Source organism: Pseudomonas palleroniana (assembly GCF_022836895.1).
Taxonomy (GTDB): Bacteria; Pseudomonadota; Gammaproteobacteria; order Pseudomonadales; family Pseudomonadaceae; genus Aquipseudomonas; species Aquipseudomonas palleroniana.
Genome location: NZ_CP092411.1, coordinates 1016162 through 1031432 on the forward strand (window position 1 = coordinate 1016162; position 15271 = coordinate 1031432).

Below are 15271 nucleotides of genomic sequence, written 5' to 3' on the forward strand. Positions count from 1 at the left end.
CCGATAGCGGTGGGTCAGCTACAGATGTATCGACTGACAGTCCGCCATCGGGAGCAAGCCCCTCCCACATGGGGTTTATTTCTTGAGCAGTGCCGCGCACGCCGCCTTGTAGGCTTCATGCTGGTATTTGTTCAGCGTCGCCGGCAGATCGAAAGTGTGCTTCTTGTTCTGCGCATTGAGGGTCTGTGGCGACAGCAGTGTCACCTCCACCCCGTCCAGCAACTGAAACACCCCTTCGATCTTGAACGTGGTCGGGCCGCCGGCAAATTCACCTTTCTTGCTGCGTTTCTTGATGGCGATGCGCGTGATGGCGTTTTCCCGCACAAAGGCCTGCACCTGGGCGGCGAACGCCTTGACGTTGGCTGCCTCCTCATCGTCTTCAAGCGCGATTTTCTTGGTCGCCAAGGGGATGTGGCTCAGCGCCTGGTTGTCCAGGGAGGCGACGGCGATGATGGCTTCGCTGCCTTTGATTTCGATACCGCAGATAGTCATGGGCTGGCCTTTCAGGAGGGAACGGGAAGTATGGATGGTATCAACCTTCCCCGACCATTCGTCAGGGAATGGAGTGAACCTGTTAGTTCTGACAGTAGATGCCAGGGAGAGTCTCGCTTAGATTCGTGGCAACGGTCCTTCTTCGGTTTGAGGGCTGAAACAGCGTCTTCCGACAAGGAGTTGCGCCATGAATATCCGCAAGGAAATCCGATCACTAACCGGTCCGCAACGGCTGGAGTTCATCAACACGCTGTTGGCACTCAAGCGTAACGGCGGTTATGACAAGTACGTTCATTGGCACCACGCTGTCATGGTGCCAACGGTGCATCCCTATGAGCCCCAAGACCCGGACTATCGTAATGGCGCTCACTTGGGGCCAGCGTTCTTGCCCTGGCATCGTGAAATGCTGATGCAGTTGGAAGGCGACCTGCGAGCGATCACGTCCGGAATAACACTGCCTTACTGGGACTGGACTCAGGATGCGGCAGACCCCAAGAACTCGCCGGTATGGAGCCAGAGCCTGATGGGCGGTGACGGTGACCCGGCAGATGAGTTCAGGGTGCAAGACGGGCCCTTTGCACACAAATATCAGAGTTGGCCGGTGCCGCCCTATCCGGAAGATGGCTTGCCGGGGCCGGGCTTGAAGCGTCAGTTTTCACAGCTAGTCGATTCCCTGCCGACGCCAGCGGATTTACAGATGGCCATGCGAGAAGGTCTTTATGACGAGCCAAACTACAATGCGAGTCCCTTCAACCGAGGTTTCCGCAACCGGCTTGAAGGTTGGATTACCCAGAAGGGCGATCCGCAAGTGACAACGCCTGGCTCTCAATTGCATAACCGGGTTCACCTGTGGATCGGCGGTAACATGTTGGCGATGACCTCACCTGAAGACCCGGTGTTCTTTCTGCACCATTGTTTTATCGACAAGGTCTGGGCGGATTGGCAGGCCCAGATGCTGTTGGATAAACCGAGCTTGGCGCCGCATTACGCACCGATGCAGGACGGCCCACCGGGGCACAATTACGATGATGTGATCAAACCCTGGACCCGACGCATCCAAGATGTCATGGATATCAAGGTGCTGGGCTATGAGTACGCGCCTCAGAGTAACGTAAGCAAAAGTCCGTTCAAGTCACCCTTCGAAGCTTGAAAGTGGCAACACTCCTGCGCCCTGGTCGCAGGAGTGGCTTTTATTCCTGGCCGATCGACTCCAAAAACTCCGACCGCTCATCACTCATTCGCGCCAGGCAATCATTGTGTTGGATGGCGTAGTCCTTGGTGCCCGCCACTGCCGGGAAAGTGTCCACCGCGCAATCGGCGTCACGCAGCTTTTCCCATTTCTGCTGGGCGTCCTTCAGACGAGCGGTAATGTCGGCGAGCTGCGTCTTGTTGCTGCCATAGGTCGAACCCATGCGTTCGAGCAGGCCCTGGTAGTTATCCTTGAGCAATTGCTCGGCGGTGGTTTTGTTGAAAGTGGCGCATTCCAGGGTTTGTTTGTCGTTTTCGATGCCATCGCACGGCGTGTTGTCGGTGTCTTCAGCCGCGTGGGCGGTGGTTGCGATGAGTGCCAAAGCCAGGAAAATCGATTTCATTGCGCCGTCTCATATCAGGTAATGGCCGAATTCTGGCTCAAGCGTAAGACAAAGAACAGCCACCAGTCAGGCCTGTCTTAACAGCCTTTGTCGCGGATTGACGCTTTCGGCAATTCCCCTGTCGTTTTTGCACCGGGTTCCGTCGGCCCCTGGGCATATGCTGGCCCAAAGCGCCGGCAGACGATTCGGCGCATGAATCGCCAATAAGGGGACGCCTGATGAGCCCAGCCGAATTGCACGCCGACAGCATCGTTATCGACGGGCTGATTATTGCCAAGTGGAATCGCGACCTGTTCGAGGACATGCGCAAAGGCGGCCTCACCGCCGCCAACTGCACCGTGTCGGTGTGGGAAGGCTTCCAGGCCACTATCAATAACATCGTGGCCAGCCAGACCCTGATCCGTGAGAACAGTGACCTGGTGATCCCGGTGAAAACCACTGCCGATATCCGTCGCGCCAAAGAGCTGGGCAAGACCGGCATCATCTTCGGCTTCCAGAACGCCCATGCGTTCGAAGACCAGCTTGGCTATGTCGAGATCTTCAAGCAGCTCGGCGTGGGCGTCGTGCAGATGTGCTACAACACCCAGAACCTGGTCGGCACCGGCTGCTACGAGCGTGACGGCGGCCTGTCGGGCTTTGGCCGTGAGATTGTCGGCGAGATGAACCGCGTCGGCATCATGTGCGACCTGTCCCACGTGGGCTCCAAGACCTCCGAAGAAGTCATTCTCGAATCGAAAAAGCCGGTGTGCTACTCCCACTGCCTGCCATCGGGTCTCAAAGAGCACCCGCGCAATAAGTCCGATGAAGAGCTGAAGTTCATCGCCGACCACGGCGGTTTTGTCGGTGTAACCATGTTCGCGCCGTTCCTGGCCAAGGGCATCGATTCGACCATCGACGACTACGCCGAAGCCATCGAGTACACCATGAATATCGTTGGTGAAGACGCCATCGGCATCGGCACCGACTTCACCCAGGGCCATGGCCAGGATTTCTTCGAAATGCTGACCCATGACAAGGGCTACGCCCGCCGCCTGACCAACTTCGGCAAGATCATCAACCCGCTGGGCATCCGCACCGTGGGCGAGTTCCCTAACCTCACCGAGACCCTGCTCAAGCGCGGTCACCCTGAGCGTGTGGTGCGCAAGATCATGGGCGAAAACTGGGTCAACGTTCTCAAGGACGTCTGGGGCGAATAAGTCACCGCCCACGCATTTTTCCCTCGGCCATCCGTGTCGGGGGCATCCAAACGAATTTTCTGGAGTTGAGTTTCCATGGCCAAGATCGCCCCGCAATTGCCAATCGAAGTCGACAGCGAGACCGGTGTCTGGACCTCCGACGCCCTGCCGATGCTGTATGTGCCGCGCCATTTCTTCGTCAACAACCACATGGGTATCGAAGAAGTGCTGGGCGCCGAGGCCTATGCCGAGATCCTCTACAAGGCCGGCTACAAATCCGCTTGGCACTGGTGTGAAAAAGAAGCCGAATGCCACGGCCTGGAAGGCGTCGCGGTGTTCGAGCATTACATGAAGCGCCTGTCGCAACGTGGCTGGGGCCTGTTCAAGATCCAGGACATCGACCTCGACAAAGGCACCGCCAGCGTCAAGCTCGAACACTCCGCTTTCGTCTACGTGTATGGCAAGGTCGGACGCAAGGTCGACTACATGTTCACCGGCTGGTTTGCCGGCGCCATGGACCAGATCCTGCAGGCGCGTGGCAGCCAGATTCGCACTGTGGCCGAGCAAGTCTACGGAGGCTCCGAAGAGGGCCACGATGACGGCTTGTTCACCGTCAAGCCGTTGTAAGCCGAGGACCGTGCCATGGCTTTCGAAGCAATGTTCCAGCCGATCCAGATCGGCAAACTGACTATCCGCAACCGCGTGCTCAGTACCGCCCACGCCGAGGTGTATGCCACCGATGGTGGGATGACCACTGACCGCTATGTGAAGTACTACGAAGAGAAAGCCAAGGGCGGTATCGGCCTGGCGATCTGCGGCGGCTCCTCGGTGGTGGCCATCGACAGCCCGCAGGAATGGTGGAGCTCGGTGAACCTGTCCACCGACCGCATCATCCCGCACTTCCAGAACCTGGCCGACGCCATGCACAAGCATGGCGCCAAGATCATGATCCAGATTACCCACATGGGTCGTCGCTCGCGCTGGGACGGCTTCAACTGGCCGACCCTGATGTCGCCGTCCGGCGTGCGTGAGCCGGTGCACCGCGCCACCTGCAAGACCATCGAGCCGGAAGAAATCTGGCGCGTGATCGGCAACTACGCCCAGGCTGCGCGTCGGGCCAAGGCCGGTGGCCTGGACGGGGTAGAACTGTCCGCCGTGCACCAGCACATGATCGACCAGTTCTGGAGCCCACGGGTCAACAAGCGTACCGACGAATGGGGCGGCACCTTCGAAGGCCGTATGAAGTTCGGCCTGGAAGTGTTGAAGGCCGTGCGTGCCGAAGTGGGTGACGACTTCTGCGTGGGCATGCGCCTGTGCGGCGACGAGTTCCACCCGGATGGCTTGTCCCACGAAGACATGAAACAGATCGCCAAGTATTACGACGACACCGGCATGCTCGATTTCATCGGCGTGGTGGGTTCAGGCTGCGACACCCATAACACCCTGGCCAACGTGATCCCCAACATGAGCTACCCGCCGGAGCCGTTTTTGCACCTGGCCGCCGGTATCAAGGAAGTGGTCAAGGTTCCGGTGCTGCACGCGCAGAACATCAAGGACCCGAACCAGGCCACGCGCATTCTGGAAGGCGGCTATGTGGACATGGTCGGCATGACCCGTGCGCACATCGCCGACCCGCACCTGATCGCCAAGATCAAGATGGGCCAGATCGACCAGATCAAGCAGTGCGTGGGCGCCAACTATTGCATCGATCGTCAGTACCAGGGTCTGGACGTGCTGTGCATCCAGAACGCCGCGACTTCCCGTGAATACATGGGCGTGCCGCACATCATCGAGAAGTCCACCGGGCCCAAGCGCAAAGTCGTGGTGGTCGGTGCCGGCCCTGCCGGGATGGAAGCGGCGCGGGTGGCCGCCGAACGTGGCCACGACGTGACCCTGTTCGAGAAAAAAGAATTCATCGGCGGGCAAATCACCACGGCCTCCAAGGCACCGCAGCGTGACCAGATTGCCGGTATCACCCGCTGGTACCAACTGGAACTGGCGCGCTTGAAAGTCGACCTGCGCCTGGGTGTGGCGGCCGATGCCGATACCATTCTCGACCTGCGCCCCGATGTGGTGGTGCTGGCGGTGGGCGGGCAGCCGAATGTAGAGCAGAACGAACACTGGGGCGCCGCCGAAGGTTTGGTCGTGAGCAGCTGGGATGTACTCGACGGCAAAGTCGCACCGGGCAAGAACGTGTTGGTCTACGACACCATCTGCGAGTTCACCGGTATGTCAGTGGCGGATTTCCTTGCGGACAAAGGCAGCCAGGTCGAGATCGTCACCGACGACATCAAGCCGGGCGTAGCCATCGGCGGTACGTCGTTCCCGACCTACTACCGCAGCATGTACCCCAAGGAAGTGATCATGACCGGCGACATGATGCTGGAAAAGGTCTACCGCGAGGGCGACAAGCTGGTGGCGGTGCTGGAGAACGAATACACCGGCGCCAAAGAGGAGCGGGTGGTCGACCAGGTGGTGGTGGAGAATGGCGTGCGTCCGGACGAAGCCATCTACTACGCGCTCAAGGAAGGCTCGCGCAACAAGGGCCAGATCGATGTCGAAGCCTTGTTCGCGATCAAGCCGCAGCCGTGCTTGAGCGAGTCGGGTGAGGGGTACTTGCTGTTCCGCATTGGTGACTGTGTGGCCCAGCGTAATACCCACGCTGCGATCTATGACGCCCTGCGCTTGTGCAAGGATTTCTGACCCGACACCGAACCAATGTGGACTCGGTCTGAATGTGGGAGGGGGCTTGCTCCCGATAGCGGTGGGTCAGCTATAGATGTATCGACTGACAGTCCGCCTTCGGGAGCAAGCCCCCTCCCACATTAGACCTGTGTGGTCTGTGGGAGCTTCACCATGTTGAACACCTTGCTGCCTATCCTGTTATTTGCCGCTCTGGGCCTCGCGGTCCTCGGCGCCCTGCGCCGGGTGAACATGTGGCGCCGTGGTCGTGCCTCGAAAGTCGACCTGCTGGGCGGCCTGCTGGCCATGCCCAAGCGCTACATGGTCGACCTGCACCATGTGGTCGCCCGCGACAAATACATTGCCAACACCCACGTCGCCACGGCGCTGGGCTTCGTGCTGTCGGCGTTGCTCGCCATCCTGGTGCATGGTTTCGGCCTGCAGAGCCGGATCCTGGGCTACGCCTTGCTGCTGGCCTCGGTGCTGATGTTTGTTGGCGCCACCTTCGTCTACCTGCGTCGGCGCAACCCGCCGTCGCGCCTGTCGAAAGGCCCTTGGATGCGCCTGCCGAAAAGCCTGATGGCGTTCTCGGTGAGCTTCTTCCTGGTGACCTTGCCGGTGGCCGGGATTCTGCCCGCCGACTTCGGCGGCTGGTTGCTCGCGGCGATCTTGAGCGTGGGGGTGCTGTGGGGCGTCTCGGAGATGTTCTTCGGCATGACCTGGGGCGGCCCGATGAAGCACGCCTTTGCCGGTGCCCTGCACCTGGCCTGGCACCGTCGCGCCGAGCGCTTCGGCGGCGGGCGTTCGACCGGTTTGAAACCGCTGGACCTGCGCGATAAAACCGCGCCCCTGGGTGTGGAAAAACCCAAGGATTTCACCTGGAACCAACTGCTCGGCTTCGACGCCTGCGTGCAGTGCGGCAAGTGCGAGGCCGCCTGCCCGGCCTTTGCCGCCGGCCAGCCGCTGAACCCGAAAAAACTCATTCAAGACATGGTGGTCGGCCTGGCCGGCGGCACCGATGCCAAGTTTGCCGGCAGCCCGTATCCCGGCAAAGCCATCGGCGAGCATGGCGGCAACCCGCATCAACCGATCGTCAACGGCCTGGTGGACGCCGAGACCTTGTGGTCGTGCACCACTTGTCGCGCGTGCGTGGAAGAGTGCCCGATGATGATCGAGCACGTGGATGCCATCGTCGACATGCGCCGCCACCTGACGCTGGAAAAAGGCGCCACGCCGAACAAAGGTGCCGAAGTCCTGGAAAACCTGATCGCCACCGACAACCCCGGCGGTTTCGCACCGGGTGGCCGGTTGAACTGGGCGGCGGACCTGAACCTGCCGTTGCTCAGTGACAAGGGCAGCTGCGAAGTGCTGTTCTGGGTCGGTGATGGCGCTTTCGACATGCGCAACCAACGCACCCTGCGCGCCTTCGTCAAAGTCCTCAAGGCCGCCAAGGTCGACTTCGCCGTACTCGGCCTGGAAGAACGTGACAGCGGTGATGTGGCACGCCGCCTGGGCGATGAAGCCACCTTCCAGCTGCTGGCCACGCGCAACATTCAGACCCTGGCCAAATACACCTTCAAGCGCATCGTCACCTGCGACCCGCACAGTTTCCATGTGCTGAAAAACGAATATGGCGCCTTCAACGGCAACTACCTCGTGCAGCACCACAGCACCTTCATGGCCGAGCTGATCGGCGAGGGCGCGCTGAACCTGGGCCAGCACAAGGGCAACAGCGTGACCTACCACGACCCTTGTTACCTGGGCCGCTACAACGGCGAATACGAAGCCCCGCGCCAGGTGCTGCGTGCGCTGGGGATCGAGGTCAAGGAGATGCAACGCTCCGGTTTCCGTTCGCGCTGCTGCGGCGGCGGTGGCGGCGCGCCGATCACCGACATCCCCGGCAAGCAACGTATCCCGGATATGCGCATGGAAGATATCCGTGAAACCGGTGCCGAGCTGGTGGCCGTAGGGTGCCCACAGTGCACGGCGATGCTTGAAGGGGTGGTCGAGCCTCGGCCACTGATCAAGGACATCGCTGAACTGGTCGCCGACGCGTTGCTCGAAGACGCCGCACCGGCCAAAGCCCCCTTGAAACGTGAACCTGCGGAGGTGCACTGATGAGCGACATTATCCGCCGCGACCCACGGGCCGAATGGATTGCACGTAACCGCCTGCACCCGCTGCATGCGGCTATGCAGCCGGTGCAACACAGCTGGATGGGGCCTAACGGCATCCTGCGCAAGAACGTGCATGGCGTCGGTTTCATCGGCCCCAATGGCATCAAGCGCATCGACCGCAGCGGCGCCCAGCAGGGCGGCGCGAGCAAACGTACGGCTGCCGCCGAAGTGCAGTTGCCATTGCATCAGGTGGCAGCGCCTGCGTTCTATATCAACGTGGTGCCGGACATGGTCGGCGGCCGCTTGAGCAGCCACGACCGCGACTTGCTCGGCCTGGCGCGACAGCTCGCCGGCAGCGACGGCGCCGTGCTGGCCGTGGTGTTTGGCGAGCACAAGGAAAGTACCTTTGCCACGGCCGGTGTCGATCGCCTGCTGGTGCTGGAAGGGCATGAGTTCGATGGTTATTCACCGGAGCAACGCGTGCAAGGTTTGCGCGCTGTGGATAACCAGTTCAACCCGCGTCACTGGCTGCTGCCCGATAGCCGCAGTGGCGGCGGTGAGTTGGGCCGGCGGTTTGCCGCCAGCCTCAAGGAGCGCCCGGCCACGCGGGTCTGGCAGATCAAGGGCCAGGAGTGCATCGGCCGTGCCGGCGCCGGCCAGGAAGACTTGGCCCGGCCGCTGCCACGCTTGATTCTGGCGGCCGCCGAATGTGCCGACCCGGTCAGCGAGACCCGTCACGAAGTGTTGCCCGTGGAGTTATCCACAACTCTGGCTCGCAGCTTGCCGCGAATCGAAGACCTTGGTGCGGTGGCGGTGGACCCGGCGGCGATTCCCATGGCCGAAGCCGAATTCATCTTCTCTGGCGGCAACGGCGTGAAGGATTGGGCGCTGTTCCACCAGACCGCTGCCGCCCTGGGCGCCACCGAAGGCGCGTCGCGGGTGGCGGTGGACGACGGCTTCATGGCGCGCGATCGCCAGGTCGGCGCCAGCGGCACCTGGGTCACTGCCCGTGTGTATGTGGCCGTGGGGATTTCCGGGGCGATCCAGCACCTGCAAGGCATCGGTGCCTGCGACAAAGTGGTGGCGATCAACCTCGACCCCGGTTGCGACATGATCAAGCGTGCCGACCTGTCGGTGATCGGCGAGAGCGCCGCGATATTGCAAGCCTTGATCGAGGCGGTGGCGGCCTACCGCAACGGCGCCAAGCGCGATGCAGCTTAGGACTATGACCATGACGACGAATGTAATCAGCCTGGTTTCCATTGGCGCCCATCCCACTTCCGGGCGCCCGCGTCGTGCGGAGCAGGATGCGCGCGCGGTCGAGCTGGGCCTGCAAATGGCTGGGGATAAGTTGCAGGTGTTGCACGCCGGCAACGTTGCCGAACCGACGTTGCGCAGTTATCTCGGCATGGGCTTGCCGCAACTGCATGTACTGGAACAACCGGCCGGCAGCGATGCCTTGCCGGTGCTCGGTGAGTATCTACGCGATGCGGGGGCCCAGGTGGTGCTCGCCGGCAGCCAGGCGGAAACCGGTGAAGGCTCGGGCATGTTGCCGTTCCTGCTGGCCGAACAATTGGGCTGGCCGCTGATCGTGGGGCTCGCCCAGGTGGAGTCTATCGACGGCGGCGTAGCCCATGTACTGCAAGCCTTGCCGCGTGGCCAAAGGCGGCGCCTGAAGGTCCGCCTGCCGTTTCTCGCCACGGTGGATAACGCGGCGCCCAAGCCTCGGCAGAGTGCCTATGGCCCCGCGCAGCGCGGCGAGCTGGAAGCGCATGAGGTCGAAGTGCTGGAGGATGAGTTATTCACAGGCGCCGTGCTGCAGCCGGCCAAGCCTCGGCCCAAACGCCTCAAAGTGATCAAGGCCAAGAGCGGCGCCGACCGGATGAAGGCGGCTACCGCCAAAGCCAGTGGCGGCGGTGGCCAGGTGCTCAAGGGCCTCAGCCCGCAAGCGGGCGCCGAAGCCATTCTCAAGCTGCTGGTTGAGGAAGGCGTGGTTCGCTGATCCTTGTAGGAGCGAGCTTGCTCGCGAAGAACGTTAACGATAATGCAGCGTGCCCGGTTTGACGCGGCGCTCTCAGGTTCTTCGCGAGTAAGCTCGCTGCTACATTACCCACAATCCCTGTTGAACCGTCTGTGGATAACCTGTTCGCGCTTGTCCACAACCCATACAGATCAAGCCCTGTAGCCCTCTGTACGAAAAACAACCAGTCTAACTGGCGGTTTTTTATAGGTTTTTTCCTGACTTCATGCATTTCATTGTGCAGACTTTCCCCCAAAGTCTGTTGGCGCTTCTGTGGATAAGATGTTCGCTATTGGCTGGAACCCTTATGAATAAAGGCTTTCAAGGAGTTGGTCGAAATTTGATCTATTTCGGCTTTTTGTGCTCTGAAAATCCTGAGTGCCGTGTTTTGTGAAGGTTTGGAGTGGTTTTCCACAGCGCAGCTGAAGTTGCCCCCAAAGTCTGTTGGTGGTTCTGTGGATAAGGTGTTCGCGTACTACTACAGGCCACGTTTTACGTAGCCTGTAGAGTTATGGTTAAAAAATGATCAGCGCCTGCTTGATATTGTCCACTTGAATAAGTCATGGATTTTCTTCAATTAATTTCTGAGGGGGAGCGCAGTTGCCCACAATTGCTGTGGGTGGCTCTGTGGATAAGTTGTTGGGCAAAGGCTGGAGGGCAGGGGAATCAAGAGGCATCCGGGGGCTGGATGTTTTTTGTACAATCCAGCCCCTGGAGGATCAACGCGTTATTCGTGAACCGCAACACCCTTGAGGTACGGCGCCGGAGCGGCCCCCAGGTTGCTCAACATGCGCTCGCTGTACCAATCCACGAAGTTGACCACGCCGAACTCATAGGTCTTGGAGTACGGGCCTGGCTGGTAAGCGGTGGAGTTGATACCGCGCTGGTTTTCTTCGGCCAGGCGACGGTCCTGGTCGTTGGTGGCGTCCCACACCTGGCGCATACGTTCCACGTCGTAGTCCACACCCTCTACGGCGTCCTTGTGCACGATCCACTTGGTGGTGACCATGGTTTCCTGGGCGCTGATCGGCCACACGGTGAACACGATGATGTGGTCGCCCATGCAGTGGTTCCATGAGTGGGGCAGGTGCAGGATGCGCATCGAGCCAAGGTCCGGGTTCTTGATGCGCCCCATGAGTTTGGCGCAACCCTGCTTGCCGTCCATGGTCATCGACACGGTGCCCTTGAGCAGCGGCATGCGCACGATACGGTTACGCAAGCCAAAGCTGGCATGGGCGTAAGGGATTTTCTCGGCATCCCAGGCTGCGGCGGAGGCGGCTACATGGTCCTTGAACGCCTGGTCGGCGCGGGGGTCGGTGACGTCGTCCCATTCCAGCAGGGTTTTCAGCAGTTCGGGGTGCGAGGCGTTGCAGTGGTAGCACTCGCGGTTGTTCTCCAGCACCAGCTTCCAGTTGGCTTTTTCCATCAAGGTGGTTTGCACCGCCACCTTGGTGTTCTCCATGTCGTAGGGTTCCATGTAGTGATTCAAGGTCGACAGGAAGTCGTCGATGGCCGGCGGGTTTTCGGCCAGGCTGATGAAGATGTAGCCGCCGGCGGTCTTCACATTCACCGGTTTCAGGCCGTACTGCTTCATGTCGAAGTCGGCGCCCATCTCGGTGCCGGCGAACAGCAGGCGACCGTCCAGTTCGTAGGTCCACTGGTGGTAGTGGCAGACCAGCTTGGCGACCTTGCCCTTGTCGCTGGTGCACAGGCGTGAGCCACGGTGGCGACATACGTTGTGGAACGCATGCACCACGCCTTCGGCGCCACGGATCACGATGATCGGGTTCTTGCCCACTTGCAGGGTCAGGTAGTTGCCCTTGGTGGGGATCTCGCAGGTCATGCCGGCGATCAGCCACTCTTTCTGGAAGATCTCCTGCATGTCGATATCGAACAGCCGGTCATCCGAATAGAACGGTTGTGGCAGCGAAAAGGTGCGCTCGCGTTCTTGCAACATTTGCGCGGTGGCCTTGCGTGCGGGTTCCAGCGGATCGCCCAAGCTTAAGGTTGCGGTGACGTCCATCGTATGTGTCCTCATGGCCATTCAGTGTGGCCGGCGAATAGTGGCTACGGTTGTACTACGCAAGGCGTAAAGAAAGCGTCGTTGTTGGGGGTGAGTGTGGGGCCGCCGACTGCCAGAACCTTGTCCATTAGCGACATGGCCCACTCTGATCCCGACGCGCAACCCCCGTGGTATGGGGGCTGGTCGCGATAAGTATGTGAATGTCGCAGATAGGTAAATGGGCGCATTCGGCGTTACGCAAAATCGCCATCATCAGGCCGACCTACGGCTACGGAGAACAGCATGTCCAATAACTTCCTGAACCCGGTAACTACCCAGACCTGGGCCAATGGTCGGCATATCGTCCGTTGCGTCAAAGTCATCCAGGAAACCTGGGACGTGCGCACCTTTTGCTTCATGGCCGACCAGCCGATCCTGTTCTTTTTCAAGCCGGGGCAATTCGTCACCCTGGAGTTGGAAATCGACGGCCAGCCAATCATGCGCTCGTACACCATTTCCAGTTCGCCATCGGTGCCGTACAGCTTCTCGGTGACGATCAAGCGCGTCCCGGGCGGCCGGGTTTCCAACTGGTTGCACGACACCCTGCATGAAGGCCAGGAGTTGGCGGTGCACGGGCCGGTCGGGCTGTTCAATGCCATCGACTTTCCGAGCCCGAAAGTGTTGTACCTCAGCGGCGGTGTCGGGATCACGCCGGTGATGTCCATGGCCCGTTGGTTCTACGACACCAACGCCAACGTCGACATGACCTTTATCCACAGCGCCCGCTCGCCCAAGGACATCATCTATCACCGCGAGCTGGAACACATGGCGTCGCGCATCGATAACTTCAGCCTGCACCTGATTTGTGAGAAGCACGGCTTGGGTGAGCCTTGGGCGGGGTATCGCGGTTACCTGAATCACAAGATGCTCGAATTGATGGTGCCGGACTTCCTGGAGCGCGAAGTGTTCTGCTGTGGCCCAACGCCCTATATGAACGCCGTGAAACGCCTGTTGGAGGCTGCAGGCTTCGACATGGCGCGCTATCACGAAGAATCCTTCGGGGCTACGCCGCCGGAAGCCCGCGCCGACGCGGTGGAGCAGGCCGAACAAGCCGCCGAGGCGCCGGAAATCGATCTGGCGGATTTGCATCAAGTGGAGTTCATTGCTTCAGGCAAGAGCATTCGCGTGGCACCGGGTGAAACGGTGCATGCCGCAGCGGCCAAGCTTGGGCTGCTGATTCCAAAGGCGTGTGGCATGGGCATCTGCGGAACGTGCAAGGTGATGAAGCTGGGTGGAGAGGTCGAGATGGACCACAACGGCGGGATTACTGAGGAAGACGAAGCCGAGGGTTACATCCTGTCGTGCTGCAGCGTGCCTAAAGGTGATGTGCGAATCGAGTTCTGATCCACTCAGCTCGTTCCCACGCTCACCGGCCCAACTCACGCAAGGCTCACGGTGTGACGCGGAGCGTCACGGGCTGCATGCCCACGCGGAGCATGGGCACGATCACCAGCGCAGCTCGTTCCCACGCTCCGCGTGGTAACGCTGCCAGGGACGCTCTGCGTTCCGCTTTCACGCAAGGCTTGCGGTGTGACGCAGAGCGTCACGGGCTGCATGCCCACGCGGAGCGTGGGCACGATCACCGGCGCAGCTCGTTCCCACGCTCCGCGTGGTAACGCCGCCAGGGACGCTCTGCGTTCCGCTTTCACGCAAGGCTTGCGGTGTGACGCAGAGCGTCACGGGCTGCATGCCCACGCGGAGCGTGGGCACGATCACCGGCGCAGCTCGTTCCCACGCTCCGCGTGGTAACGCCGCCAGGGACGCTCTGCGTTCCGCTTTCACGCAAGGCTTGCGGTGTGACGCGGAGCGTCACGGGCTGCATGCCCACGCGGAGCGTGGGCACGATCACCGGCCCAGCTCGTTCCCACGCTCCGTGTGGTAACGCCGCCAGGGACGCTCTGCGTTCCGCTTTTACGCAAGACTTGCGGTGTGACGCAGAGCGTCACGGGCTGCATGCCCACGCGGAGCATGGGGACGATCACCCGTTCAGCTCGTTCCCACGCTCCGCGTGGGAACGCCTCCAGGGACGCTCTGCGTTCCGCTTTCACGCAAGGCTTGCGGTGTGACGCAGAGCGTCACGGGCTGCATACCCACGCGGAGCGTGGGGACGATCACTCACCGGCCCAGCTCGTTCCCTCCTAGTGCGAAGCGAGCTGTCAGTACCAGCGTTGGATGTCGATCAGCCCCGGCATTCCGGCATAGTTGCGGGCACTCGAATACCTCCAGTGTTCAGCCAGATCCACGTAACCCCGTTTGACCGGGTTATGGTGGATGTAATCGAGCTTCTGGTGCATCACAGCCTCGCTGTACACCAACTCCGCGTGTGAGCCCTCCTGCCAAAGCTGATAAGCCCGATCCGCCTTGTGTGCGCGTTTGCTGAAGCGCAGGCGTTGCAAAACACGTTCTGCGCCTTTGCTCTGCAGGTCATCAATGATGGTTCGGGCAGTGAAGGACTTGAATCGGCTGACGCATTTGCCAAGGTCAGGCGCCTGGGCGACGAAATGCAGATGGTTCTCGAGAACGACGTAGCCGTAAAGGTTCAAGGCTTCATGGCTTTGTTGGTATCGCCAGCAATCCAGAAGATGGTCGACGATGTAATCACGGGTGAACAACGGTAGCCATTCCATGACGGTACAGGTCAGGAAGTGTGGTTTCTCGGGTTCGGTGATGACGTAGCGGCTTCTGCCCATGGGGGCGTCCTTGCATCGGGGGCGGCTTGGGCGCAGAGCGCCCGGGGCATGCATTCCCACGCGGAGCGTGGGAACGATCGATCAAGGAGGGTTATTGGGCGTAGATGTGGACGACGAAGTGCTGGCCTGATGCTGTCAATTCATAGACTTTGTCGTAAATCCGCAGTGTGCGCGATGGCTCTCGGATGGTGTCACCGACTTTTGCGTACTTCCTGAATTCATCCCAATCGATGACGGTGGTGCTGATAGTGCCGTCGCTTTGCAGAGTGTCGCCGTTGCTTTGGTATTCCATGGTTTGTCTCTCTTCTGGATTTCCGTTTCCAGCCGGGTATGCGGCAGGCGGTTGGCCCGAAAGGCGGGCTGTACAGCGGCCGTTTCCTTTCGGGTTCCAAGAGGTTAGTCAATGAAATTCCAGTGTGGGGCTGTCAGAAATATCAAATA

Annotated in this window: 13 protein-coding genes; 8 read left to right on the forward strand and 5 right to left on the reverse strand. The window is 60.5% G+C overall.

Going from position 1 to position 15271, the window contains the following annotated elements:
- Positions 1-75: 75 nt before the first annotated feature.
- A complete protein-coding gene (locus tag MJP36_RS04485; protein ID WP_244384951.1) occupies positions 76-492 on the reverse strand; it encodes a DUF3010 family protein in 417 nt (138 codons plus the stop codon).
- Between the two features lie 187 nt (positions 493-679).
- Here MJP36_RS04485 and MJP36_RS04490 point away from each other — a divergent pair, with 187 nt between their 5' ends.
- Positions 680-1642 carry a tyrosinase family protein gene (locus tag MJP36_RS04490; protein WP_244384952.1) on the forward strand — a complete coding sequence of 321 codons (963 nt, stop codon included), beginning with the start codon at positions 680-682 and terminating at the stop codon, positions 1640-1642.
- Between the two features lie 40 nt (positions 1643-1682).
- On the opposite strand, the gene MJP36_RS04495 is transcribed toward MJP36_RS04490, so the two are convergent.
- Positions 1683-2084 carry a lysozyme inhibitor LprI family protein gene (locus MJP36_RS04495; RefSeq protein WP_060753373.1) on the reverse strand — a complete coding sequence of 134 codons (402 nt, stop codon included), beginning with the start codon at positions 2082-2084 and terminating at the stop codon, positions 1683-1685.
- A 218-nt stretch (positions 2085-2302) separates the two neighbouring features.
- On the opposite strand from MJP36_RS04495, the gene MJP36_RS04500 reads away from it, so the two are divergent.
- The 6 genes from MJP36_RS04500 (at position 2303) to etfB (ending at position 10060) form a co-directional block, all read left to right on the forward strand.
- Positions 2303-3280, forward strand: coding sequence for a dipeptidase (locus MJP36_RS04500; protein WP_060753372.1), 978 nt, complete (start codon positions 2303-2305; stop codon positions 3278-3280).
- Between the two features lie 75 nt (positions 3281-3355).
- Positions 3356-3886, forward strand: a complete 531-nt coding sequence (locus MJP36_RS04505) for a DUF5943 domain-containing protein (RefSeq protein ID WP_027606002.1) — start codon at positions 3356-3358, stop codon at positions 3884-3886.
- A 15-nt stretch (positions 3887-3901) separates the two neighbouring features.
- The gene (dgcA, locus tag MJP36_RS04510; protein ID WP_060753371.1) at positions 3902-5962 is read left to right on the forward strand and encodes a dimethylglycine demethylation protein DgcA; all 2061 of its coding nucleotides are present in this window, start codon (positions 3902-3904) and stop codon (positions 5960-5962) included.
- 153 nt (positions 5963-6115) lie between these two features.
- Entirely contained in the window at positions 6116-8059 is a 1944-nt protein-coding gene (gene dgcB / locus MJP36_RS04515; protein WP_060753370.1) for a dimethylglycine demethylation protein DgcB, read from the forward strand.
- The gene (gene etfA / locus MJP36_RS04520; RefSeq protein ID WP_104994880.1) at positions 8059-9279 is read left to right on the forward strand and encodes an electron transfer flavoprotein subunit alpha; all 1221 of its coding nucleotides are present in this window, start codon (positions 8059-8061) and stop codon (positions 9277-9279) included. The genes dgcB and etfA overlap by 1 nt, the downstream gene beginning before the upstream one ends.
- 10 nt (positions 9280-9289) lie before the next feature.
- The gene (gene etfB, locus MJP36_RS04525; RefSeq protein WP_090368341.1) at positions 9290-10060 is read left to right on the forward strand and encodes an electron transfer flavoprotein subunit beta; all 771 of its coding nucleotides are present in this window, start codon (positions 9290-9292) and stop codon (positions 10058-10060) included.
- A gap of 745 nt (positions 10061-10805) precedes the next feature.
- Here the strand turns inward: etfB and gbcA are convergent.
- Positions 10806-12101: a glycine-betaine demethylase subunit GbcA gene (gene gbcA / locus MJP36_RS04530; protein ID WP_060753367.1), complete on the reverse strand. Its 1296-nt coding sequence runs from the start codon at positions 12099-12101 to the stop codon at positions 10806-10808.
- Positions 12102-12383: 282 nt separating this feature from the next.
- Here gbcA and gbcB point away from each other — a divergent pair, with 282 nt between their 5' ends.
- The gene (gbcB, locus tag MJP36_RS04535; protein ID WP_060753366.1) at positions 12384-13484 is read left to right on the forward strand and encodes a glycine-betaine demethylase subunit GbcB; all 1101 of its coding nucleotides are present in this window, start codon (positions 12384-12386) and stop codon (positions 13482-13484) included.
- 812 nt (positions 13485-14296) lie between these two features.
- Here gbcB and MJP36_RS04540 read toward each other — a convergent pair.
- Together MJP36_RS04540 and MJP36_RS04545 are read right to left on the reverse strand one after the other, a co-directional pair.
- Positions 14297-14830 carry an REP-associated tyrosine transposase gene (locus MJP36_RS04540; protein ID WP_060753365.1) on the reverse strand — a complete coding sequence of 178 codons (534 nt, stop codon included), beginning with the start codon at positions 14828-14830 and terminating at the stop codon, positions 14297-14299.
- Positions 14831-14921: 91 nt separating this feature from the next.
- Entirely contained in the window at positions 14922-15122 is a 201-nt protein-coding gene (locus tag MJP36_RS04545; RefSeq protein ID WP_090368345.1) for a hypothetical protein, read from the reverse strand.
- Positions 15123-15271: the final 149 nt, after the last annotated feature.